This is a genomic window from Streptomyces ardesiacus (assembly GCF_003112575.1).
GTDB classification, from domain to species: Bacteria; Actinomycetota; Actinomycetes; order Streptomycetales; family Streptomycetaceae; genus Streptomyces; species Streptomyces ardesiacus.
Genome location: NZ_BEWC01000002.1, coordinates 593,795 through 616,049, shown reverse-complemented (window position 1 = coordinate 616,049; position 22,255 = coordinate 593,795). Strand labels below are relative to the sequence as shown.

Here is a 22,255-nt window from a genome sequence, read left to right as displayed (position 1 = left end):
CGAACCTACGCGGGTCCACGAGATCCTGAACTCAGCAACGTCGGCAAGTGGTACTTCAGCGGCTCAGGCTTACCCATCCCCGCGAAGGGGTCCCGCCTGACGGGCAGAGCAGATGCGGACGAAGATCAGACCCCAACGCGGGACGCAGCAAGGGGCCGGCCCGCACGAGCCGACCCCTGCTGCTTGAGCGCTTGACGAAGCCTGACGAAAAGCGATGAACCGGTTACACGTTGAACCGGAACTCCACCACGTCCCCGTCCTGCATCACGTAGTCCTTGCCCTCCATGCGCGCCTTGCCCTTCGCGCGGGCCTCGGCGACCGAGCCCGTGGCGACCAGGTCGTCGAAGGAGATGACCTCGGCCTTGATGAAGCCCTTCTGGAAGTCGGTGTGGATGACACCGGCGGCCTCGGGGGCGGTGGCGCCCTTCTTGATGGTCCAGGCGCGGGATTCCTTGGGGCCGGCCGTCAGGTAGGTCTGCAGGCCGAGGGTGCGGAAGCCGACGTGGGCGAGGGTGGCGAGGCCGGGTTCGTCCTGGCCGACGGACTGGAGGAGTTCGAGGGCCTCGTCCTCGTCCAGCTCGGCGAGGTCGGCCTCCAGCTTGGCGTTGAGGAAGATCGCCTCGGCGGGGGCGACCAGGGCGCGCTGCTCGTTCTTGAAGTCGTCGTCGGTCAGCTCGTCCTCGTCGACGTTGAAGACGTAGAGGAAGGGCTTCGTCGTCAGGAGGTGGAGGTCGTGGAGGAGTTCCGCGCGCTCGGTGCCCTGGAGGATGCCCCGGGAGAAGAGGGTGTCGCCCTTCTCCAGGATCTCCTTGGCCTCCTCGACCGCCTTGACCTTGGGAGCGACGTCCTTCTTGATGCGCGACTCCTTCTGGAGGCGCGGGAGGACCTTCTCGATGGTCTGGAGGTCGGCGAGGATCAGCTCGGTGTTGATCGTCTCGATGTCGTCCTTCGGCGAGACCTTGCCGTCGACGTGCACGACGTTCTCGTCCTTGAAGGCGCGGATGACCTGGCAGATCGCGTCGGACTCGCGGATGTTGGCCAGGAACTTGTTGCCCAGGCCCTCGCCCTCGCTCGCGCCGCGCACGATGCCCGCGATGTCGACGAAGTCGACCGTGGCCGGGAGGACCTTCTCGGAGGAGAAGATCTCGGCCAGCTTCGTCAGGCGGGGGTCGGGGACGCCCACGACGCCGACGTTGGGCTCGATCGTGGCGAACGGGTAGTTGGCCGCGAGCACGTCGTTCTTGGTCAGGGCGTTGAACAGGGTCGACTTGCCGACATTCGGCAGACCGACGATTCCGATCGTGAGCGACACGTTGCGACTTCCCGTACGTGAGATGCGGAGCGGTGGATGGGATGGGGCAGGCCGGGCAGGGCCGATCCACCAGTCTACGGGGTGAGCCGTGGCGGGCCCCCGCGGAGTCGAACGCTTGGCCAAGGCGCGCCCGACGGCGTGTCTGTCGGGCTATTCGGCACATAAACCGACCTAAGTTGGTCCAGTGGAGCAATACAGGACGCGACCTGCGCAGTACGGACCGCGACGGAACCGGGCGCCGCTGCCCGCCCAGGGACGTGGCGGTGCCGCCGCCGCACGGCCCCCGGCGGGGCGGGTCGGGCGGCCGGTGCGACAGCGGCCGGCACCGGTCCGGCCGGCTCCCGGCCCGCCGGGTTCGCCGGTGGCCCGGGTGGTGCGCGCCCTGCGCGGGATGCCCAACCCCCGGCTGACGGGGCTGGGCAGCGGCCTGTTCTGCGCGGCCGTGATGACCCTGCTGGGGTTCCTCGACCAGCTCCTGTTCGGCGCGTCCGTGACCGTGTACGGCGTGCTCTTCGTACCGGTGAGCCTGCTCACCGCGCTCTGGGTGCGCCGGGGCGACCTGCTGACCGCGCCCGTGGTGGCGCCGATCGCCTACGCCGTGGGGCTGGTGCCCGTGGCCGAGAGCGGGGACGGTCTCAGCGGGCGGCTGATGGGGATGGTGACCGCGCTGGCCACCGGGGTCGGCTGGCTGTACGGCGGGACGCTGATCGCCGGGTCGGTCGTGATCGTCCGCCGGATCCGGCTGGTGCGGCGACGGGCGGCGGCACGCAACCGGCCCCCGGCCCGGCCGTGACCGGCCCCCGCACCCGCACCCGCGCCCGCGCCGGCGCCACTCAGCCGGCCGCGTGCATCGCCGCGCCCACGATCCCCGCGTTGTTCTGGAGCTGAGCGGGGACGATCTCCGCCTGGATGCCCTCGATGCGGGGCAGGAACTTGTGGGCCTTGCGGCTGACCCCGCCGCCGATGACGAACAGCTCGGGCGAGAAGAGCATCTCGACGTGCGCGAGGTATTTCTGGACGCGGCGGGCCCAGTGCTCCCACGACATGTCGTGGTCGTCCTTGACCTTGCTGGAGGCGCGCTTCTCCGCGTCGTGCCCGTCCAGCTCCAGGTGGCCCAGCTCCGTGTTGGGGACGAGGACCCCGTCGGTGAAGACGGCGCTGCCGATGCCCGTGCCGAAGGTGAGCAGGACGACCGTGCCCTTGCGGCCGCGGCCGGCCCCGAAGTGCATCTCGGCGACGCCCGCCGCGTCCGCGTCGTTGACCACCGTCACCTCCAGCCCGCCCAGCCGCTCGCTGAACAGGGCGCGGGCGTCGGTGTCGACCCAGCTCTTGTCGACGTTGGCCGCGGTGCGCACCGTGGCACCGCCGGTCACGACGCCCGGGAAGGTGAGGCCGACCCGGCCGGTCCAGCCGAAGTGCTCGACGACCTGCCGGACACCGTCGGCCACGCCGTCCGGGGTCGCCGGGTGCGGGGTCAGCACCTTGCAGCGCTCCTGGGCCAGGTCGCCCCTGTCGAGGTCCACAGGGGCGCCCTTGATCCCGGATCCGCCGATGTCCACGCCGAAGATCTGCATGGCCCTACGTTACGACGGACGACTGACAGTCACCCGGGCGGTGGTCCGGCCGGTCAGGCTCCCGCCGTACCCGAACCGCCGCGCTCCGCCACCAGGGACGCCGCCTCCTCGCGCAGGTCGCGGCGCAGCTCCTTGGGCAGGGAGAAGGTGATCGACTCCTCGGCGGCCTTGACGATCTCCACGTCCTCGAAGCCGCGCTGCGAGAGCCACTCCAGGACCTCCTCGACCAGGACGTCGGGGACCGAGGCACCGGAGGTGACGCCGACCGTGGTGACGCCCTCCAGCCAGGACGCGTCGATCTCGTCCGCGAAGTCCACCAGGTACGCCTCGCGGGAGCCGGCCTGCTTGGCGACCTCGACGAGACGCTTGGAGTTGGAGGAGTTGCGGGAGCCGACGACGATCACCAGCTCGGCCTCGGCGCCCATCTGCTTGACCGCGAGCTGGCGGTTCTGCGTGGCGTAGCAGATGTCGTCGCTCGGCGGGGAGACGAGCTGGGGGAACTTGTCCTTGAGCGCGTCGACGGTCTCCATGGTCTCGTCGACGGACAGGGTGGTCTGCGAGAGCCAGACGACCTTCGACGGGTCGCGGACCTCCACCTTGGCCACGTCGTCCGGGCCGTCGACGAGCTGGATGTGGTCGGGCGCCTCGCCGGAGGTGCCGATGACCTCCTCGTGGCCCTCGTGGCCGATCAGCAGGATGTCGTAGTCGTCGTTCGCGAAGCGGACGGCTTCCTTGTGGACCTTGGTGACGAGCGGGCAGGTGGCGTCGATGGTGGCGAGCCTGCCGCGCTCGGCCTCCTCGTGGACGACGGGGGCCACGCCGTGCGCGGAGAACATCACGATGTTCCCCGGGGGGACCTCCTCCGTCCGCTCGACGAAGATGGCGCCCTTCTTCTCCAGGGTCTGCACGACGTACTTGTTGTGGACGATCTCGTGGCGGACGTACACCGGAGCCCCGTACTGCTCCAGGGCTTTCTCGACGGCGATCACGGCGCGGTCCACACCCGCGCAGTAACCACGGGGGGCGGCGAGCAGGACACGGCGGCCAGGCGAAGCAGTCATGGCACCCATCGTAAGGCCGCGTTCGGCGGGTCAAAGATCGCGTGGGTACGGCGTGGCCGGGGAGACTGGCGGGAACGTCTGGAGACGGAGTCCGAGGCGCCGGCGGAGGAACGATGTCGCAGAACGGTACGACGGCCCGCGGGGCCGGTGCGCAGCAGCAGCTCGAACGCAGTCTGGGCTTCAGGGACCTGGTCGTCTACGGGCTGCTGTTCATCGCGCCCATGGCGCCGGTCGGCGTCTTCGGCACGCTGGACGCCAAGTCGCACGGTGCGGTGGCCCTCGTCTACGTCATCGCCACGGTCGCGATGGCGTTCACCGCGTTCAGCTACGCGCAGATGGTGCGGGTGGTCCCCCAGGCGGGGTCGGTGTTCGCCTACGCGCGCGCGGGACTCGGCACCGGGGCCGGTTTCATCGCCGGCTGGATGGCGATGCTGGACTACGTCCTGATCCCGGCGGTGGCGTACCTCTTCTCGGGCATCGCGATGGAGGCGCTGGTCCCCGAGGTGTCGCGGTGGGTGTGGACGGCGATCGCGGTCGTCGTGACGACGCTGCTGAACCTGTGGGGGGTGCGGACGGCCGCGCGGGTGGGCTTTCTGGTGCTCGCCATGGAGATCGTCGTCCTGATCGTCTTCGTGGCCGCGGCGATCGTGGTGCTGGTGCAGGACGGGACCGCGCGCGACTGGCTGTCGCCGCTGTCCGGGGACGGAAGCCAGGGGTCGTTCGCGCTGTCGGCGGTGGTCGGCGCGGTGTCGGTGGCGGTGCTGTCGTACCTGGGCTTCGACGCGATCGCCACGTTCGCGGAGGAGGTCACGGGCGGTTCGGCGAAGGTCGCGCGGGCGCTGCTGTTCTGTCTGGCGCTGGCCGGTGTGCTGTTCGTGGCGCAGACGTACCTGGTGGCGCTGCTCGAGCCGGTGTCGTCGGCGACCCTGGCGGCGCAGCCGGAGCGGCAGGGGGCCGCGTTCTACGACGCCGTGGACACCTCGGTGGGCACGTGGCTGCACGACCTGGTGGCGGTGAGCAAGGCGATCGGCGCGGCGTTCGCGGCGCTGGCCGGGCAGGCGGCGGCCGGGCGGCTGCTGTTCGCGATGGGCCGCGACCGGCGGCTGCCGGGGGTGCTGTCGCGGACGGACTCCGGGGTGCCGCGCGTGGCGTTGCTGGTGTCGGCCGTGATCACGATGGCGGCGGCGGTGTGGGCGGCCCGCCGCAGCGACGGTCTCGACCACCTGGTCTCGGTGGTCGACGTCGGCGCGCTGACCGCGTTCACGCTGCTGCACGCGAGCGTGGTGGGCTGGTTCGTGGTCCGGCGCGGCGGGGGCGCGGTGAGCTGGTGGCGGCACCTGCTGGTGCCGGTGCTGGGCGCGGCGATCACGATCGCGGTCATCGTGGAGGCGTCGGCAGCCGCACAGGTGGTCGGCGCGATCTGGCTGGCGGTGGGGCTGGTGGTACTGGCGGTGCAGTGGCGGGGGCGCAGGGGCACGGAGGCGGCGGGCGTGTGACGCCGGGGCGCACGGAACGCGGACACCACGCGGGAACGGGCGCACCGCGCGGGAACGAAGCCCGGCGACGTCCGGGAAACGCGGACACCGCGCGGGGACACCCCCACCGCGCGGGAAGGCGCGGCGGATCCGGGGCCGGGAGCGCGACCCCGCGGGACCGCGGGCCGCGGTGACGTCGGCCCCTGGGGCCAGGGGCGCGGGCCGGGCGGGCCGGGCGGGCCGGATTGTCGGACCCGGCCGTTACGCTCGGGCGCATGGCTGTCAACTCGACCCCCGAAAGCCCGTTGCCCGTGGGCGAGGTGTCCCGGCTGATCGGGGGCTGGATCGACCGGCTCGGCGCGGTGTGGGTCGAGGGGCAGATCACGCAGCTCTCGCGGCGGCCGGGCGCCGGTGTGGTGTTCCTGACGCTGCGCGACCCGTCGTACGACGTCTCCGTGAGCGTGACCTGCTACCGGCAGGTGTTCGACGCCGTGGCGGACGTGGTGGGCGAGGGTGCGCGGGTGGTGGTGCACGCCAAGCCGGAGTGGTACGCGCCGCGCGGGCAGTTGTCGCTGCGGGCCGCCGAGATCAAGCCGGTGGGCGTCGGGGAGCTGCTGGCCCGTCTGGAGCAGCTGAAGAAGGCCCTCGCGCGCGAGGGGCTGTTCGCGGCCGAGCGCAAGAAGGCGCTGCCGTTCCTGCCGCAGTTGATCGGCCTGGTGTGCGGGCGGGCGTCGGCGGCCGAGCGGGACGTCCTGGAGAACGCCCGGCACCGCTGGCCCGCCGTCCGCTTCGAGGTGCGCAACGTCCCGGTGCAGGGCGTGCACGCGGTGCCGCAGGTGGTGCAGGCGGTGAAGGAGCTGGACGCGCTGGACGACGTGGACGTGATCGTCGTCGCGCGCGGCGGCGGCAGCGTGGAGGACCTGCTGCCGTTCTCCGACGAGCAACTGGTGCGGGCGGTCGCCGCCTGCCGTACGCCGGTCGTCTCGGCGATCGGCCACGAACCGGACAGCCCGCTGCTCGACCTGGTCGCCGACCTGCGCGCCTCCACGCCGACCGACGCCGCCAAGAAGGTGGTGCCGGACGTCGGCGAGGAGTACGAGCGGGTACGGCTGCTGCGCGACCGCGCCCGGCGGTGCGTGGCGGCGTTCGTCGACCGTGAGGAGCGGGGGCTGGCGCACGCGCTGGCCCGGCCGTCGATACAGGACCCGCACCGGATGATCGAGGAGCGGGCCGAGCAGGTGACGGCCCTGCTGGAGCGGGGCCGCCGTGCGCTGCGCCACCACCTCGACCGGGCCGACTCCGAGCTGACGCACACGCACGCGCGCGTGGTGGCCCTCTCCCCCGCCGCGACCCTCAAGCGCGGGTACGCGGTGCTGCAGCGGGCCGACGGCCACGCGGTGCGCGACCCCGGCGAGGTGGAGCCGGGCGAAACCCTGCGCGCACGTGTGTCCGAGGGCGATTTCTCCGTACGAGTCGACGCATAGGGTGGGTGGATGACCAGCGAGGTGGAGCAGACGACGGCGATGTCCGAGGCGCTCGGGTACGAGCAGGCGCGGGACGAGCTGATCGAGGTCGTCCGGCGACTGGAGGCCGGCGGTACGACGCTGGAGGAGTCCCTCGCCCTGTGGGAGCGGGGCGAGGAGCTGGCGAAGGTCTGCCGCCGCCGGCTCGACGGCGCCCGGGCCCGCCTGGACGCTGCGCTGGCCGAGGAGGCGGGCCCGGAGGACGAGGGCGAGGGCGAGCCGTCCCGGGAGCCCTGACGAAGGCGCCGGGCCCGGCCTGGCCAGCGGCGCCGGTGACGTGCTCGGGGCCGCGGGGCCGCGAGCCCGGTGAGCCGCGTCGCCGCACGTGCGAAACCCGGCGACGCCGGCGATCGGGCGGAGCCTGCTGGCGGTGCGCCCGCTGATCGGGCAGGGCTTCGACCCGTTCGCGCCGGGGTGCGAGGTCGACGTGCTGAGATCCCGGCTGTGAGGCCCCGCGGGCCGGCCGTGACCTGACAGGAGTCGTTGGCCGCCCCGCCTTGGGGCCTCGTTCAGTTCTCCTTCGCCGTGTCCTCGGCCAGGGTGTGGGCGACGAGTGCGTTGGCGTGCCCGTGGCCCAGGCCGTGCTCGGTCTTGAGCCAGGCGACCAGCTCCATGTGCCGGGTGAGCGGCGAGGAGCGGACGAGGTCCTTCCACTCCGCGACCGGACGGCCGTACTTCTTCTCGATGGACGGGAAGTAGGAGGCCGGGCCTTTCACGGTGCTGCTGGTCATGTCGGTGTTCTCCCCAAGGGCGGACGACGTGTACTGGCGGATGAGACCGTCGCCGGGCGGAGAAATGAGCGCCGGACGGCTGTGATCCGCACCACCTGTGCGGTGATCGTGTGAAGCGGATCACCGCACCCCGACTTTGGTTGAAGCTTGAACTTCTTTGCCGTAAGGTCGTCCCCGTCAACGGCTCCGCCCCACGTCACGCGGAGCCGACGCACCCGCAAGGAAGATCAGGTATGTCTCTCGTTCTTGACCCCGCCGCCCAGGACCTGCTGTTCCGCGAGGCCCGCACCGCGAACACCTTCACCGACGAGCCGGTGACCGACGAGCAGGTGCAGGCGATCTACGACCTGGTCAAGTACGGCCCGACCGCCTTCAACCAGTCGCCGCTGCGCATCACGCTGGTCCGCTCCGCCGAGGCCCGCGAGCGCCTGGTCAAGCACATGGCGGAGGGCAACCAGCCCAAGACGGCCACCGCCCCGCTGGTCGCGATCCTGTCGGCGGACAACGAGTTCCACGAGGAGCTGCCGCAGCTCATGCCGCACGCTCCGCAGATCAAGGACGCCTTCTTCAGCGAGCGCCCGGTGCGCGAGGGCGCCGCGTCGCTGAACGCCGCCCTGCAGGCCGCGTACTTCATCGTCGGCGTCCGCGCCGCCGGCCTGGCCGCCGGGCCGATGACCGGCCTCGACTTCGAGGGCGTGCGCAAGGAGTTCCTGGACGACGACCACACCCCGCTGATGGTCGTCAACATCGGCCGCCCGGGCCCGGACGCCTGGTTCCCGCGCTCCCCGCGCCTGGCCTACGAGCAGGTCGTCACCACGGTCTGAGACCGACGAGCGTCACGAAGCCCCCGGTGCACCGGGGGCTTCGTCGTGTGCGCGGCCGCTCGGCGGCAGCGTACGGGTGCCGCGCAGCCGGGGCGGCCGGGTCAGGCCAGCTTCAGCGCCGCCGCCATCTGGCCCAGCTGCTCGAACGACCCCGTGCCGGCCACGACCGTCGTCGCGCCCTTCACGCCGTCGGTGTCCTGCAGCACCAGCGCCTCGTAGCGTCCGCCCGTGTAACGGGTCCACGTCCGGCCGCCGATCTCCTCGGTGGTCCCGGTCCTGCTCCCGCCCTGACTGGCCTGCTCGATGAACTCGGACGGCTTGCCCGTCGACTGCTCGACCGCCACGTACTCCCCGTCGGGGGCGTGGTAGCCCAGGTGCCAGGTGTTGTCCTCGGCGCCGCGGTAGCGGACGGAGGTCGGCTTCCACTCCTTGGCCAGCCCCTCGGGCGCCGCCACCGGGTACGGCGCGGCGCGGCGCGCGGTGGTCAGCTCGACCGTGTAGTCCACCCGCTTGATGTCGGGTCCGCCGTCGTCGTGCGGGATGAAGAGCCACATGACCAGTCCCGCGAGAACGATGACCCCCAGGGAGAGGACCATGTCCCGGGCCGTCTTCTGCTTGCCTTTCGTACCTGCCACGTTCCCTATCGTCGCAGGTCCCCCATGTGCTCATACGTGGGGTCCCCTGCTCATTCTGTCGGACTGACGATAGAGTCGTGAGCACACCCTCATCCGGCCGTCGTCGTATCAGAAAGGTGCGTTCCGATGACCGAGCATCATCTCCCGTCCGAGCTGGACGTCCCCTCGGAGGCCCCCGACCGCAACCTCGCCATGGAGCTGGTCCGGGTCACCGAGGCCGCGGCCATGGCCGCCGGCCGCTGGGTCGGACGCGGTGACAAGAACGGCGCCGACGGTGCCGCGGTGCGCGCGATGCGCACCCTCGTCCACACCGTCTCGATGAACGGCGTCGTCGTCATCGGCGAGGGCGAGAAGGACGAGGCCCCGATGCTCTTCAACGGGGAGCGGGTCGGCGACGGCACCGGTGCGGAGGTCGACATCGCGGTCGACCCCATCGACGGCACCACGCTGACCGCCAACGGCATGACCAACGCGATCGCGGTGCTGGCCGCCGCCGAGCGCGGCTCCATGTTCGACCCGTCGGCGGTCTTCTACATGGACAAGCTGGTCACCGGCCCGGAGGCCGCCGACTTCGTCGACATCAACGCGCCCGTGGCCGTGAACATCCGCCGGATCGCCAAGGCCAAGCGCCGCACGCCCGAGGACGTCACCGTCGTCATCCTCGACCGGCCGCGGCACCAGGGCCTGATCAAGGAGGTCCGGGAGACCGGTGCCCGGATCAAGCTGATCTCCGACGGCGACGTGGCCGGCTCCATCCTGGCCCTGCGCGAGGGCACCGGCATCGACCTGCTGCTGGGCATCGGGGGCACGCCGGAGGGCATCATCTCGGCCTGTGCCGTGAAGTGCCTGGGCGGCACGATCCAGGGCAAGCTGTGGCCCAAGGACGACGAGGAGCGGCAGCGTGCCGTGGCCGCGGGCCACGACCTGGACCGGGTTCTCACCACCGACGACCTGGTCTCCGGGGACAACGTCTTCTTCGTCGCCACCGGCATCACCGACGGCGAGCTGCTGCGCGGGGTGCGGTACCGGTCGGAGACGGCGACGACCGACTCGATCGTGATGCGGTCCAAGTCGGGGACGGTGCGCCGGATCGACTCCGAGCACCGGCTGAGCAAGCTGCGGGCGTACAGCGCGATCGATTTCGACCGGGCGAAGTGACTCCGTCGGACGTGCGCGGTGCCCATTGAGTCGGGGGTGCCTGCCAGGGGCGGGTGCGGCGTACGCCGTGGCTTGTCGCGCAGTCCCCGCGCCCCTCGGTTGGCGGCAGTGCCCGGCGTCGGGAAGTGCCGTGGGCAAGTCGTGAGTCGTCCCCGGCGTGAAAGGGGCACCCTCTGTGCGGAGAGGGTGCCCTTCCGCTTGCCCGGGCCCTAACCGGCCGCGGCTATGCGGCCCGTCGTGCGGGCGGGGTTCTTGAGTTCCATCTCGCGGCGGCGGCGCCGGGCGAGGACCACACGGCGTTCGGCGGCGGTGAGGCCGCCCCAGACGCCGTAGGGCTCGGGTTGCAGGAGGGCGTGCTCGCGGCACTCGACCATGACCGGACAGCGCGCGCAGACGCGCTTGGCGGCCTCTTCGCGGGAGAGCCGGGCGGCGGTCGGTTCCTTGGAGGGGGCGAAGAACAGTCCGGCCTCGTCGCGCCGGCACACCGCCTCGGTGTGCCAGGGAGCGTCTTGGTCCCTGTCCCGCACGGGCCCCCGCTGGGCCGGAACGGCAGCTACCTGCAGGGACGAATGCGGCGGTTGCAGCACGGGTCTACTCCTGACGACGGCTTCGCTAGCGAGAGACGATGCGTCAAGGCTTACCCGTTGTACGCGCGCCTATGCACTGGGTTCCCCACCGCCGCCGGGGCCGCGCTACAGATGCTTGCGCACGCCCTTCTCGACCCGGCGGTGCACCCGGTCGAGGATGTCCGCGACGATCTTCCCGCGCTTGGGACGCGCCTCGACGCTGCCGAGCACGGCCCAGCCGTCCACGTAGACCACGGGCGCCTCGGCCTCGTCGGAGTCGAGGGTGTGGACCTCGAAACTGCCGAGGACGCTGCCTCCCGCGCCCCGCACCGACACGTTCTCCGGGACACGGACCTCGACGCTGCCGAAGACGGAGAACGCCTTGATGACGACCTGCTGGTACTCGAAGACCGCCTCGCTGAGGTCTATCTCGACGCTGCCGAAGACCGCGTAGGCGTGGATGCGGCGGTTGGCCCGCCAGCGGCCCTTGCGGACGGCGCTGCTGAAGACCGCCACCACGTTCTCGTCGGGCTCCGCCGGGATGGCGCCGGCGGTGGGGGCGTGCGGGGCCGGGGCGGGCGCGCCCCCGGCCCGGTGGGCGGCGGGCAGGTCCCGCACGAAGAGGTCCAGCTCACCGACGGTCTTGGCGGCCAGCACGCCCTCGACGCGCTCGGCGTGCTCGTCGGCGGTGAGGCGCCCCTCGGCGAGGGCTTCGCGCAGCATGTCGGCCACGCGGTCGCGGTCGGCGTCCGAGGCGCGCAGCTCGGAGGTGCGCGGGGCGGCGGGGGCGTGCTTGTGAAGGTCCACGGCCGTAGCGTACCGAAACGCGATAGATCGCGACCAGCCCCTGTGGACGACGTCGTCGTCGCCCAGGGTCCGGCCAACTGAGCCTTACCTCACAAGCCCGGCGCCGCGGGCAGGTTTTACGCTGGTGGGCGCTGCCAATGGAGGCCAGCCGTCGTTGCTGGGAGCTCCGCCGGAGATCCAGCGAAGTCCAGCCGCGCGTGATGTCTAGTGAGGAATGGGCGAGATGCCTGAGTTCGCGTACACCGATCTGCTCCCCCAGGGCGAGGACACCACTCCGTACCGGCTGGTGACCGCCGAGGGCGTCTCCACCTTCGAGGCCGACGGGCGGACGTTCCTCAAGGTGGAGCCGGAGGCGCTGCGCAAGCTGGCCGAGGAGGCCATCCACGACATCCAGCACTACCTGCGCCCGGCCCACCTGGCGCAGCTGCGCCGCATCATCGACGACCCGGAGGCGTCCGGCAACGACAAGTTCGTCGCCCTCGACCTGCTGAAGAACGCGAACATCGCGGCGGCGGGCGTGCTGCCGATGTGCCAGGACACCGGTACGGCGATCGTCATGGGCAAGCGCGGCCAGAACGTGCTCACCGCGGGCGGCGACGAGGAGGCCCTGAGCCGGGGCATCTACGACGCCTACAAGAACCTGAACCTGCGCTACTCGCAGATGGCCCCGCTGACCATGTGGGAGGAGAAGAACACCGGCTCCAACCTCCCGGCCCAGATCGAGCTGTACGCGACCGACGGCGGCGCCTACAAGTTCCTGTTCATGGCCAAGGGCGGCGGCTCGGCCAACAAGTCGTTCCTGTACCAGGAGACGAAGGCCGTCCTGAACGAGTCCTCCATGATGAAGTTCCTGGAGGAGAAGATCCGTTCGCTGGGCACGGCCGCGTGCCCGCCGTACCACCTGGCGATCGTGGTCGGCGGCACGTCGGCCGAGTACGCGCTGAAGACCGCGAAGTACGCCTCCGCGCACTACCTGGACGAGATCCCGGCCGAGGGTTCGGAGCTCGGGCACGGCTTCCGGGACAAGGAGCTGGAGGAGAAGGTCTTCGAGCTGACCCAGAAGATCGGCATCGGCGCGCAGTTCGGCGGCAAGTACTTCTGCCACGACGTGCGTGTGGTGCGGCTGCCCCGGCACGGGGCGTCCTGCCCGGTCGCCATCGCCGTGTCCTGCTCCGCCGACCGGCAGGCCGTCGCGAAGATCACCGCCGAGGGCGTCTTCCTGGAGCAGCTCGAGACCGACCCGGCGCGGTTCCTGCCGGAGACGACGGACGAGCACCTCGAGTCGGAGGGGGACGTCGTCAGGATCGACCTCAACCGTCCGATGGACGACATCCTGGCCGAGCTGACCAAGCACCCGGTCAAGACCCGGCTGTCGCTGACCGGCCCGCTGGTCGTGGCCCGCGACATCGCGCACGCCAAGATCAAGGAGCGGCTGGACGCGGGCGAGGAGATGCCGCAGTACCTGAAGGACCACCCGGTGTACTACGCCGGCCCCGCGAAGACGCCGGAGGGGTACGCCTCCGGGTCCTTCGGTCCGACCACCGCGGGGCGCATGGACTCCTACGTGGAGCAGTTCCAGGCGGCGGGGGGCTCCAAGGTGATGCTGGCCAAGGGGAACCGCAGCAAGCAGGTCACGGACGCGTGCGATGCGCACGGCGGCTTCTACCTGGGGTCGATCGGCGGGCCGGCGGCGCGGCTGGCGCAGGACTGCATCAAGAAGGTCGAGGTCGTCGAGTACGAGGAGCTCGGCATGGAGGCGGTCTGGAAGATCGAGGTCGAGGACTTCCCGGCGTTCATCGTGGTGGACGACAAGGGCAACGACTTCTTCCAGGACCCGGCGCCGGCGCCGACGTTCACGACGATTCCGGTGCGGGGGCCGGGGCTGGCCTAGGCCGTCCGGGGCGGTGGGGAGTCTCTTCGACCCGCCGCCCCTCCCCGCACCCGGTCGGGGGGACCCCAGGAACATCCGCCCCGCCCCGCACGCTGTACCCGGTATGAGCGACTACCGCATCGAGCACGACTCCATGGGCGAGGTCCGCGTCCCCGTCCACGCGAAGTGGCGCGCGCAGACGCAGCGCGCCGTCGAGAACTTCCCCGTCTCCGGGCAGCGGATCGAGCGCGCGCACATCGAGGCGCTCGCGCGGATCAAGGCCGCGGCCGCGAAGGTCAACGCCGAGCTGGGGGTGCTCGACGAGGATCTCGCGGGCGCGATCCAGGAGGCGGCCGCGGAGGTCGCCGAGGGGAAGTGGGACGAGCACTTCCCCGTGGACGTGTTCCAGACGGGTTCGGGGACCTCGTCCAACATGAACACGAACGAGGTCATCGCCACCCTGGCCGGTGAGCGGCTCGGCCGCGACGTGCATCCCAACGACCACGTCAACGCCTCCCAGTCCTCCAACGACGTCTTCCCCTCCTCGATCCACATCGCCGCGACCGCCGCCGTCACCCGCGACCTGATCCCGGCCCTCGACCACCTCGCCGGCGCCCTGGAGCGCAAGGCGGAGGAGTTCGCCGACGTGGTGAAGTCCGGGCGCACGCACCTGATGGACGCCACGCCCGTCACCCTGGGCCAGGAGTTCGGCGGGTACGCGGCCCAGGTGCGGTACGGCATCGAGCGGCTCCGGGCGTCCCTGCCGCGCCTCGCCGAGCTGCCGCTGGGCGGCACGGCCGTGGGCACCGGCATCAACACCCCGCCCGGCTTCTCCGCGGCCGTCATCGAGGAGGTGGCCCGCGCGACGGGGCTGCCGCTGACCGAGGCGCGCGACCACTTCGAGGCGCAGGGCGCACGGGACGGCGTCGTCGAGACCAGCGGGCAGCTGCGGACCATCGGAGTCGGGCTGACGAAGATCGCCAACGACCTGCGCTGGATGGCGTCCGGGCCCCGCACCGGGCTCGCGGAGATCGCGCTCCCCGACCTCCAGCCGGGCTCCTCCATCATGCCCGGCAAGGTCAACCCGGTGATCCCCGAGGCCGTCCTCATGGTCGCCGCCCAGGTCACCGGCAACGACGCCACGGTCGCCGCCGCCGGGGCGGCCGGCAACTTCGAGCTGAACGTCATGCTGCCGGTCATCGCCAAGAACGTCCTGGAGTCGGTGCGGCTGCTGGCCAACGTCTCCCGGCTGCTCGCCGACCGGACCGTGGACGGGATCGTCGCGCACCGGGAACGGGCGCGGGAGTACGCGGAGTCGTCCCCCTCCGTCGTCACCCCGCTCAACAAGTACATCGGGTACGAGGAGGCCGCGAAGGTCGCCAAGAAGGCGCTGGCCGAGCGGAGGACGATCCGTCAGGTCGTGCTGGAGGGCGGGTACGTCGAGCGCGGCGACCTCACGCGGGAACAACTGGACGAGGCGCTCGACGTGCTGCGGATGACCCGTCCGTGAGGGAGCCCGGCGACCGGGGGCGTGCGCCGGCGCACACCCCGCGGTCCTCGGCGCGTCGATGGGCCACGGCACCTAATATCTGTCCATGGCAGACGGTGAAGCGGTGAGTGCGGCGGCGACGGGACCGGGGGCGGACGGCCCGGCGGACCCGGTGGACTACTGGGCACCCGGCCGTCACATCCTGTGGCGGTACCGGGAGAACGGCGGCCCGCACGTGCACATCGCCCGCCCCGTCACCGTCGTGCGGGACGACGCCGACCTGCTCGCCGTGTGGCTGGCGCCCGGCACGGAGTGCGTGAAGCCGGTCCTCGCGGACGGCACGCCCGTGCACCTGGAACCGCTGGCCTCGCGCTACACCAAGCCGCGCACCGTGCAGCGCGACCGGTGGTTCGGCACCGGGGTGCTGAAGCTGGCGCGGCCCGGCGAGGCCTGGTCGGTGTGGCTGTTCTGGGACCCGGGCTGGCGGTTCAAGAACTGGTACGTCAACCTGGAGGAGCCGCTGGCCCGTTGGGAGGGCGGGGTCGACTCCCAGGACCACTTCCTGGACATCTCGGTCCACCCGGACCGCACCTGGCACTGGCGCGACGAGGACGAGTTCGCGCAGGCCCGGCGGGACGGGCTGATGGGCCCGGCGCAGGCCGAGCGGGTGCGGCGGGCGGGCCGGGCCGCGGTCGCGGAGATCCGGGCCTGGGGGACGCCGTTCGCCGACGGCTGGGAGGACTGGCGGCCCGATCCGGCATGGCCGGTGCCCTCCCTGCCGGGGGACTGGGATCGCACGCCCGCGCACGTCTCCTCGTGAGACCCTTGATGTGCCCCCCGGCAAGAAACGTAGGATCGTCCTCCGCAACGAGCGCGGCAGCGGCAACCGGCGGAGCGCGCACTGTGCTTGACCGATCGTCACCGAGGGGCGGCAGGACGTGAGCGAGGGGTACGAGGGCAACACGGAGACGGGCCGCAGACGGTCCGCCGGCGGCACAGGAACTGCCTCTGACCACGCGGGAATCCCGTTCCTTGGACACGGATTGCGGGTATCGGGATTCCTGCGGGACGAACTGCACGCGCCGCGCGCAGTCCCGGACGGATGGATTCGACACGCGTGACGGAGCACCCGACATCCTTCGACCGCCCCTCGACGGGCGCCGACCCCACGGACCCCCGCGGGGCGCTCCTGCATACCCCCGTGCCGCCGGACTCCTCCGGGTCGGCGTTACCGGTCCAGGGGCGCGGCGGTGAGACGCCGCCCGGCACGGACCCCGCGGGGACCTTCGAGCACGCGCAGCCGGGCGCCGAGCAGGCCGCCGAGGCCGACGCACACCGTCCGCGCCCCGTTGCCGAGGGCGTCCCGGCCCAGCCCGACGGCGGGCAGGCGGGCGCCGCGCAACCGGCCGACGTGCGTCCGGACGCCGTACCGTCGGCCGGCACCGCCTCCGGCGACATGGCCTCCAAAGGCGTGACCTCGGGCGACGTCGCCTCGGGCCGCGTGGTCCCGGGCGACGCGGTGCCGGACGGCGGGCGGCAGGACGGTGCCGCGCCCCGGCGCGGGGCTGAGCCGGACCGGCGTACGGGACAGCTCACCGCGCCCGGGCAGCCCACGCCGATGCGTCGGGACGGGGACCGGCTGCGGTTCGTGGGCGCCGCGACCCGGCGGATCGCCCGGGGCATGGACCTGGACGAGATCGTGATGGGGCTGTGCCGGGCCACCGTGCCGACGTTCGCGGACGCCATCCTCGTCTATCTGCGCGAGCCCTTGCCGGTCGGCGACGAGCGCCCCACCGGTCCCCTGGTGCTGCGGCTGCGGCGCACCGACCGCATACCGGCCGAGCGGGACACCGAGGGCGGCTTCACGCCGGCGGTCCAGCCGGAACCCTCGGAGCTGGAGACGCTCGGCGCCGAACTGTGCGAGGTGCGGCCGGGCAGCGCGCTCGCCGAAGTGCTGCGCGGGGTGCGCCCGGTCTTCACGGACACCCGGTCGGCCCGCGCGGCGCTGCCCGAACTGCTGGGCGAGGAGCAGGACCTGGCCCTGCCCGACGGGCGCAGGGCGATCCTCGCGCCGCTGCGCGGGCGGCGCCGGGTGATCGGTGCCGCGCTGTTCCTGCGCGGCCCGGAGCGCGTCGCCTTCGAGGCCGACGACCTCCTGGTGGCCGCCCAGCTCGCCACGCACAGCGCGCTGGGCATCGACAAAGCGGTGCTGTACGGGCGGGAGGCGTACATCGCCGACGAGCTGCAGCGCACGATGCTCCCGGAGAACCTGCCGCGCTGCACCGGCGTACGCCTGGCCTCCCGCTACCTGCCGGCCGCCGAGACCGCCCGGGTGGGCGGCGACTGGTACGACGCCATCCCGCTGCCGGGCAGCCGGGTCGCACTGGTCGTCGGCGACGTGATGGGCCACTCCATGACGTCGGCGGCCATCATGGGCCAGCTGCGGACCACGGCGCAGACCCTGGCCGGGCTCGACCTGCCGCCGCAGGAGGTGCTGCACCACCTGGACGAGCAGGCCCAGCGCCTGGGCACCGACCGCATGGCCACCTGCCTGTACGCGGTCTACGACCCGGTCTCGCACCGCATCACCGTCGCCAACGCCGGCCACCCGCCGCCCGTCCTGCTGCACCTGGGCGGCCACGCCGAGGTGCTGCGGGTCCCGGCCGGCGCCCCGATCGGCGTGGGCGGCGTGGACTTCGAGGCCGTGGAGCTGGACGCCCCGGCCGGCGCGACCCTGCTCCTGTACACGGACGGCCTGGTCGAGTCCCGGCTGCGGGACGTGTGGACCGGCATAGAGCAACTGCGGGAGCGTTTGGCGGCGACCGCGCAGCTCACCGGCCCCGACCATCCGCCGCCCCTGGAAGCCCTGTGCGACGAGGTGCTGGACATGCTCGGCCCGGGCGACCGGGACGACGACATCGCCCTGCTCGCAGCCCGCTTCGACGGCATCGCGCCCAGCGACGTGTCGTACTGGTTCCTGGAGCCGGAGGACGCGGCCCCCGGCAAGGCCCGCCGCCTGGCCCGGCGTGCGCTGGCCCGCTGGGGCATGGAGGACCTCACGGACGCCGTGGAGCTGCTCGTCAGCGAGGTCGTGACCAACGCGGTGCGCTACGCCTCCAAGCCGGTCACCCTGCGGCTGCTGCGCACGGACGTGCTGCGCTGCGAGGTCGGCGACGACGTGCCGCAGCTGCCCCGGCTGCGGCAGGCGCGGGCGACCGACGAGGGCGGGCGCGGCCTGTACCTGGTGAACCGGCTGGCCCGGCGCTGGGGCGCGACGCGGCTGAGCACCGGCAAGGTGGTGTGGTTCGAGCTGAACCGCGGCTGAGGGGCCGCGGCCGGCGAACGGCGGCACGCGAAGGGGCGCCCGGTGAGCACCGGGCGCCCCTTCGTGCGCCCTCGCGACTGCCGCCGGTCTACGGCACCCAGTCCCCGCCGGGGAAGTCCGGGCCGCCCGACTCGGTGGAGCCCCCGCCGCCGTCCGGCGGTGTCTCACCGCTGGACGCGCTGTTCGACGGCGACTGCGTCGGCGACTCGGGCGGCGACTCGGTCGACGGGTCGTCGGACACGGGCGGCGCCTCGGTCGACGGGTCCTTCGAGGGCGGCGGCGCCTCGGTCGACGCCTCATGGGACGGCGACTGGCTCGGCGAACCGGAGCTGGACGGCGACGTGCTGGGCTTGACCGCGGCGCCCTGCTTGGTCTTCAGGTCGAACTTGGTGACCTCGTCCATGACGCCGAAGGTGTACGCGGCCCAGATCTCCGCCGGGGGCCCACCGCCGTTGACGCGGTAGTCGACGCCGGCCGCCCGGTACATCGGGACCTGCGGGTGCGGCGGCTTGTCGTCCTCGCCGAAGAGGCCGACGGAGGTGACCAGCCCCGGGGTGAAGCCGGTGAACCAGGCCGACTTGTTGTTGTCGGACGTACCGGTCTTGCCGGCCACCTGCTGGCCGTCGCGCAGCGGGTTCTCGCGCACGGACGTCTTGGCCGTACCGTCGTCGACCACGCCGGTGAGGACGGAGGTGACCGTGTCGGCGGCCTCCCGGCTGATGACCTGCTCGCCGATCGGGTCGGGCATCTCGATCGTGCGGTCCTTGTGCTCGACCGCCTTCACGATGGCCGGGGTGACCTTCTTGCCGTGGTTGTCGAAGGTGGCGTAGACGCCGGCCATCTCCAGCGGGCTGGCGCCCATACTGCCGAGGGTCTGGGCGGGCACGGCCTGTTCGCCCTCGGTGTCCATGCCGAGGTCGGCCGCGACCTTCATGACCTCGGTCATCCCCACGTCGACGCCCATCTGCGCGAAGACGGAGTTGACGGACTTGTTCATCGCCTCCTGGACGTCGATCTCGCCGTAGTCGTGGTCGTCCTCGTTGGGCGGGGCGAAGCCGACCTCCTTGTCGCCGTCCATCACGGGGCGCTCGCTGTCGCCGTCGTAGAGGGTGTTGGCCGTGATCGGCACGCCGTCCTGGGTCTCGGCGTCGTGGTCCACGGCGGCGGCGAGGATCACCGGCTTGAAGGTGGAGGCGGGCTGGTAGTCGTCGCGGGTGGCGTTGTTGGTGTAGTGCTTCAGGTAGTTCACGCCGCCGTACATCGCCACGACGGAACCCGTCTTCGGGTCGACGGAGACGGCTCCGGCCTGGACGTCGGCGTCGACCTTGCGCTTGTCGGGGTCCAGCTTGCTGGTGAGCTGATCCTTGACCGACTTCTCCAGCGCGGCCTGCTTCTTCTTGTCGATGTTGAGCGTGACGGTGTAGCCGCCGAGGTCCACCAGGGCCTTGGCCTGCTCCATGTCCTCGGCGGCACCCTGGGCGACGAGCTGCTTCTTGAGCGAGTAGTTGGCGGCCTCCACCAGGTAGCCGGTCTGGCCCTCCATCCCGGCGGCGGCCTTGGGCTCCTTGGGCTCCGGGAACTTCATGCCCTGCCGGTCGCCCGCGTTCAGCCACTTCTGCTCGACCATGTTGTCCAGGACGTAGTTCCAGCGCTCCTGGACGAGCTTCTTGCCGGTCGGGCTGGCGATCGCCCAGTCGTACTGGTTCGGCGCCTGGAGGAGAGCGGCCAGGTAGGCGCCCTGCTCGACGGTCAGGTCCTCGGCGTCGACGCGGTAGTAGGCCTGGGCGGCGGCCTGGATGCCGTAGGCGCCGCGACCGTAGTAGCTGGTGTTGATGTAGCCGGCGAGGATGTAGTCCTTGGACTTCTCCCGGTCCAGCTTCAGGGAGATGACCAGTTCCTTCAGCTTGCGCGAGACCGTCTGGTCCTGGGTCAGGTAGTAGTTCTTGACGTACTGCTGGGTGATCGTCGAACCGCCCTGCGCGCCCTTGCCGGACAGGGTGTTGAGCACGCCGCGCGCGGTGCCCTTGAGGTCGACGCCGGCGTCCTTGTAGAACGTCTTGTTCTCGGCGGCGACGAAGGTGCGCTGGACGTCCTTGGGGATCTTGGCGAGGTCGACGATCTCGCGGTTGCGGTCGCCGGTGCGCGCCATGATGCTGCCGTCGCTGTACTTGTAGACGTTGCTCTGCAGCTCGGCCTCGGGGTTGCCCTCGGGGATGTCGATCATCATGTACAGCACGATGAAGGCGCCCATGCCCAGCAGGCAGAGGCCGAAGAAGGTGCCGACGATCTTCTTCCAGGTGAACAGCCGGCGTATGCGGCTCTTGCCGCCCGCGGCCCCGCCGGCGCCCGACGAACGGCGGCGTTTCGGCGCCGCGCGGCGTCCACCGCGCTGTCGCGCTCTTCTCTCTTCCGCTCGCCCCATGGGTCCGATCCGCTCCGCTTCGGTCATCTGTGGGCACGTTTCGCTCACGCGTCACACAGGTTCGTCGCTCAGGTCAGCTCAGAAAGCTAACACCGGGAGATATGACAAAGGGCAACCGATCCAGCCTTGTACGGACGTGAGAATCAGCACCCGCTCCACAGGAACCGACGTACGAGAGGGGTTCAGGGTTGTGATCGGGGGGTAAAGTGATATCACTTAGTAAGCAGAGAGAGAACGGGGGACCACCCATGTCCACGCACGATGCCCCGCAGGTCACCGCCGATGTGCCCCAGATGCCGGCGCCACGGGTCCGCGAGACCCAGGCGCACAGCATCGGCGGCGGGTTCGCCCTGCTCCTCGGGCTGGTCGGGCTGCTCGTCGGCGCCGGCCTCGTCGTCGCCGCCACGGCGGTCGACTCGGCCGGCGGGAAGGCCGTGCTGATCGTCGGAGGCATCGTGGTCGCCCTGGCGGCCTTCCTCGCGATGTGCGGGCTCAACATGGTGGCGCCGGGCGAGGCCCGCGTGGTCCAGCTCTTCGGTCGGTACCGGGGCACGATCCGGCAGGACGGCCTGCGCTGGGTCAATCCCTTCACCTCCCGCACCAAGATCTCCACCCGGGTGCGCAACCACGAGACGGCCGTCCTCAAGGTGAACGACGCCTACGGCAACCCCATCGAGCTGGCCGCGGTCGTGGTGTGGCGGGTGGAGGACACCGCGCAGGCCACCTTCGAGGTGGACGACTACGTCGAGTTCGTCTCCACCCAGACCGAGGCGGCCGTGCGGCACATCGCCATCGAGTACCCCTACGACGCCCACGACGAGGACGGCCTCTCGCTGCGCGGCAACGCCGAGGAGATCACCGAGAAGCTCGCCGTCGAGCTGCACGCGCGCGTGGAGGCGGCCGGCGTGCAGATCATCGAGTCCCGCTTCACCCACCTCGCGTACGCCCCCGAGATCGCCTCGGCCATGCTCCAGCGGCAGCAGGCCGGCGCGGTGGTCGCCGCACGGCGGCAGATCGTGGACGGCGCGGTCGGCATGGTCGAGGCGGCGCTCGCCCGGATCAGCGAGCAGGGCATCGTGGAGATGGACGACGAGCGCAAGGCGGCGATGGTGTCCAACCTGATGGTCGTGCTCTGCGGGGACCGCGCCGCCCAGCCGGTCCTGAACACGGGGACGCTCTACCAGTGACGCCCTCGCCCGAGGGTTCCGCGCCGTCCGAGGGCCCGGCGCCGAGGCGACGGCCGCAGCAGCGCAAGCAGGTGCTGCTGCGGCTCGACCCGCAGGTGTACGAGGCACTGGCCCGCTGGGCGGGCGACGAACTGCGCTCGGCCAACGCCCAGATCGAGTTCCTGCTCCGCAGGGCGCTGGCGGAGGCCGGCCGGCTGCCCGGCGACACCGGGCCCATGCCGCGCCGCGGCCGCCCGCCCAGGAGCGGCGGCCCGGGATCCGCGCCACCGCCCTGACCGCAAGGACCCGAGTGCGGT

General features: G+C 71.7%; 21 protein-coding genes and 1 pseudogene. 13 read left to right on the top strand and 9 right to left on the bottom strand.

Annotated features, from left to right (window positions below; all coding sequences use genetic code 11):
- Positions 1-5 precede the first annotated feature (5 nt).
- Positions 6-107, bottom strand: a complete 102-nt coding sequence (locus Sdi02f_RS36835; RefSeq protein ID WP_108933278.1) for a type II toxin-antitoxin system YoeB family toxin — start codon at positions 105-107, stop codon at positions 6-8.
- Between the two features lie 116 nt (positions 108-223).
- Entirely contained in the window at positions 224-1,312 is a 1,089-nt protein-coding gene (ychF, locus tag Sdi02f_RS09890) for a redox-regulated ATPase YchF (protein ID WP_030400788.1), read from the bottom strand.
- A gap of 361 nt (positions 1,313-1,673) precedes the next feature.
- On the opposite strand from ychF, the gene Sdi02f_RS09885 reads away from it, so the two are divergent.
- Positions 1,674-2,105: a DUF6542 domain-containing protein gene (locus Sdi02f_RS09885; RefSeq protein WP_370592266.1), complete on the top strand. Its 432-nt coding sequence runs from the start codon at positions 1,674-1,676 to the stop codon at positions 2,103-2,105.
- A gap of 40 nt (positions 2,106-2,145) precedes the next feature.
- On the opposite strand, the gene ppgK is transcribed toward Sdi02f_RS09885, so the two are convergent.
- Both ppgK and Sdi02f_RS09875 read right to left on the bottom strand, forming a co-directional pair.
- Positions 2,146-2,886: a polyphosphate--glucose phosphotransferase gene (ppgK, locus tag Sdi02f_RS09880; protein WP_108933099.1), complete on the bottom strand. Its 741-nt coding sequence runs from the start codon at positions 2,884-2,886 to the stop codon at positions 2,146-2,148.
- A gap of 53 nt (positions 2,887-2,939) precedes the next feature.
- A complete protein-coding gene (locus Sdi02f_RS09875) occupies positions 2,940-3,956 on the bottom strand; it encodes a 4-hydroxy-3-methylbut-2-enyl diphosphate reductase (protein ID WP_030400791.1) in 1,017 nt (338 codons plus the stop codon).
- A gap of 104 nt (positions 3,957-4,060) precedes the next feature.
- Between Sdi02f_RS09875 and Sdi02f_RS09870 the strand changes: the two genes are divergently transcribed.
- From Sdi02f_RS09870 to Sdi02f_RS09855, 4 genes and pseudogenes are all read left to right on the top strand, one after another.
- Positions 4,061-5,443, top strand: coding sequence for an APC family permease (locus tag Sdi02f_RS09870; RefSeq protein ID WP_108933098.1), 1,383 nt, complete (start codon positions 4,061-4,063; stop codon positions 5,441-5,443).
- A 254-nt stretch (positions 5,444-5,697) separates the two neighbouring features.
- On the top strand, positions 5,698-6,906 hold the full coding sequence (xseA, locus tag Sdi02f_RS09865) for an exodeoxyribonuclease VII large subunit (protein ID WP_031087838.1): 1,209 nt from the start codon (positions 5,698-5,700) through the stop codon (positions 6,904-6,906).
- 9 nt (positions 6,907-6,915) lie between these two features.
- Positions 6,916-7,182 (top strand): exodeoxyribonuclease VII small subunit, encoded by a 267-nt coding sequence (locus tag Sdi02f_RS09860; RefSeq protein ID WP_030400794.1) that lies wholly within the window; start codon positions 6,916-6,918, stop codon positions 7,180-7,182.
- Positions 7,183-7,300: 118 nt separating this feature from the next.
- A pseudogene (locus Sdi02f_RS09855) lies at positions 7,301-7,393 on the top strand (aminoglycoside phosphotransferase family protein); the annotation flags it as partial.
- 61 nt (positions 7,394-7,454) lie between these two features.
- On the opposite strand, the gene Sdi02f_RS09850 reads toward Sdi02f_RS09855, so the two are convergent.
- On the bottom strand, positions 7,455-7,676 hold the full coding sequence (locus Sdi02f_RS09850; RefSeq protein ID WP_030400795.1) for a DUF4287 domain-containing protein: 222 nt from the start codon (positions 7,674-7,676) through the stop codon (positions 7,455-7,457).
- Between the two features lie 233 nt (positions 7,677-7,909).
- On the opposite strand from Sdi02f_RS09850, the gene Sdi02f_RS09845 reads away from it, so the two are divergent.
- The gene (locus Sdi02f_RS09845) at positions 7,910-8,500 is read left to right on the top strand and encodes a malonic semialdehyde reductase (RefSeq protein WP_030400796.1); all 591 of its coding nucleotides are present in this window, start codon (positions 7,910-7,912) and stop codon (positions 8,498-8,500) included.
- A gap of 101 nt (positions 8,501-8,601) precedes the next feature.
- On the opposite strand, the gene Sdi02f_RS09840 is transcribed toward Sdi02f_RS09845, so the two are convergent.
- Positions 8,602-9,135: a DUF4245 domain-containing protein gene (locus tag Sdi02f_RS09840; protein ID WP_108933097.1), complete on the bottom strand. Its 534-nt coding sequence runs from the start codon at positions 9,133-9,135 to the stop codon at positions 8,602-8,604.
- A gap of 126 nt (positions 9,136-9,261) precedes the next feature.
- Between Sdi02f_RS09840 and glpX the strand changes: the two genes are divergently transcribed.
- The gene (glpX, locus tag Sdi02f_RS09835) at positions 9,262-10,293 is read left to right on the top strand and encodes a class II fructose-bisphosphatase (RefSeq protein WP_030400798.1); all 1,032 of its coding nucleotides are present in this window, start codon (positions 9,262-9,264) and stop codon (positions 10,291-10,293) included.
- 209 nt (positions 10,294-10,502) lie between these two features.
- Here glpX and Sdi02f_RS09830 read toward each other — a convergent pair whose 3' ends face one another.
- Entirely contained in the window at positions 10,503-10,880 is a 378-nt protein-coding gene (locus Sdi02f_RS09830) for a WhiB family transcriptional regulator (protein WP_030400799.1), read from the bottom strand.
- Between the two features lie 105 nt (positions 10,881-10,985).
- The gene (locus Sdi02f_RS09825) at positions 10,986-11,666 is read right to left on the bottom strand and encodes a DUF1707 SHOCT-like domain-containing protein (RefSeq protein ID WP_108933096.1); all 681 of its coding nucleotides are present in this window, start codon (positions 11,664-11,666) and stop codon (positions 10,986-10,988) included.
- 223 nt (positions 11,667-11,889) lie between these two features.
- Between Sdi02f_RS09825 and Sdi02f_RS09820 the strand changes: the two genes are divergently transcribed.
- From Sdi02f_RS09820 to Sdi02f_RS09805, 4 genes are all read left to right on the top strand, one after another.
- Complete coding sequence (locus Sdi02f_RS09820; protein WP_030400801.1) at positions 11,890-13,557, top strand: fumarate hydratase; 1,668 nt, start codon at positions 11,890-11,892, stop codon at positions 13,555-13,557.
- 103 nt (positions 13,558-13,660) lie between these two features.
- The gene (locus Sdi02f_RS09815) at positions 13,661-15,046 is read left to right on the top strand and encodes a class II fumarate hydratase (protein WP_031087829.1); all 1,386 of its coding nucleotides are present in this window, start codon (positions 13,661-13,663) and stop codon (positions 15,044-15,046) included.
- 85 nt (positions 15,047-15,131) lie between these two features.
- Positions 15,132-15,845 (top strand): cytidylyl-2-hydroxypropylphosphonate hydrolase, encoded by a 714-nt coding sequence (gene fomD, locus Sdi02f_RS09810; RefSeq protein WP_108933095.1) that lies wholly within the window; start codon positions 15,132-15,134, stop codon positions 15,843-15,845.
- Positions 15,846-16,142: 297 nt separating this feature from the next.
- Positions 16,143-18,350 carry a SpoIIE family protein phosphatase gene (locus tag Sdi02f_RS09805; RefSeq protein WP_108933094.1) on the top strand — a complete coding sequence of 736 codons (2,208 nt, stop codon included), beginning with the start codon at positions 16,143-16,145 and terminating at the stop codon, positions 18,348-18,350.
- Between the two features lie 88 nt (positions 18,351-18,438).
- On the opposite strand, the gene Sdi02f_RS09800 is transcribed toward Sdi02f_RS09805, so the two are convergent.
- The gene (locus Sdi02f_RS09800; protein WP_031184792.1) at positions 18,439-20,772 is read right to left on the bottom strand and encodes a transglycosylase domain-containing protein; all 2,334 of its coding nucleotides are present in this window, start codon (positions 20,770-20,772) and stop codon (positions 18,439-18,441) included.
- A gap of 248 nt (positions 20,773-21,020) precedes the next feature.
- Between Sdi02f_RS09800 and Sdi02f_RS09795 the strand changes: the two genes are divergently transcribed.
- Positions 21,021-21,959 carry an SPFH domain-containing protein gene (locus Sdi02f_RS09795; RefSeq protein WP_030400806.1) on the top strand — a complete coding sequence of 313 codons (939 nt, stop codon included), beginning with the start codon at positions 21,021-21,023 and terminating at the stop codon, positions 21,957-21,959.
- Positions 21,956-22,234: a type II toxin-antitoxin system antitoxin gene (locus tag Sdi02f_RS09790; protein ID WP_051783325.1), complete on the top strand. Its 279-nt coding sequence runs from the start codon at positions 21,956-21,958 to the stop codon at positions 22,232-22,234. The genes Sdi02f_RS09795 and Sdi02f_RS09790 overlap by 4 nt, the downstream gene beginning before the upstream one ends.
- Positions 22,235-22,255: the final 21 nt, after the last annotated feature.

Bases quoted from the DNA above. Each gene is read 5' to 3' on its own strand.
- Sdi02f_RS09870 (WP_108933098.1), top strand. From the start codon at position 4,061: ATGTCGCAGAACGGTACGACGGCCCGCGGGGCCGGTGCGCAGCAGCAG.
- xseA (WP_031087838.1), top strand. From the start codon at position 5,698: ATGGCTGTCAACTCGACCCCCGAAAGCCCGTTGCCCGTGGGCGAGGTG.
- Sdi02f_RS09820 (WP_030400801.1), top strand. From the start codon at position 11,890: ATGCCTGAGTTCGCGTACACCGATCTGCTCCCCCAGGGCGAGGACACC.
- Sdi02f_RS09845 (WP_030400796.1), top strand. From the start codon at position 7,910: ATGTCTCTCGTTCTTGACCCCGCCGCCCAGGACCTGCTGTTCCGCGAG.
- Sdi02f_RS09795 (WP_030400806.1), top strand. From the start codon at position 21,021: ATGTCCACGCACGATGCCCCGCAGGTCACCGCCGATGTGCCCCAGATG.
- Sdi02f_RS09800 (WP_031184792.1), bottom strand. From the start codon at position 20,772: ATGGGGCGAGCGGAAGAGAGAAGAGCGCGACAGCGCGGTGGACGCCGC.
- Sdi02f_RS09860 (WP_030400794.1), top strand. From the start codon at position 6,916: ATGACCAGCGAGGTGGAGCAGACGACGGCGATGTCCGAGGCGCTCGGG.
- glpX (WP_030400798.1), top strand. From the start codon at position 9,262: ATGACCGAGCATCATCTCCCGTCCGAGCTGGACGTCCCCTCGGAGGCC.
- Sdi02f_RS09815 (WP_031087829.1), top strand. From the start codon at position 13,661: ATGAGCGACTACCGCATCGAGCACGACTCCATGGGCGAGGTCCGCGTC.
- Sdi02f_RS09850 (WP_030400795.1), bottom strand. From the start codon at position 7,676: ATGACCAGCAGCACCGTGAAAGGCCCGGCCTCCTACTTCCCGTCCATC.
- ppgK (WP_108933099.1), bottom strand. From the start codon at position 2,886: ATGCAGATCTTCGGCGTGGACATCGGCGGATCCGGGATCAAGGGCGCC.
- Sdi02f_RS09875 (WP_030400791.1), bottom strand. From the start codon at position 3,956: ATGGGTGCCATGACTGCTTCGCCTGGCCGCCGTGTCCTGCTCGCCGCC.
- fomD (WP_108933095.1), top strand. From the start codon at position 15,132: ATGGCAGACGGTGAAGCGGTGAGTGCGGCGGCGACGGGACCGGGGGCG.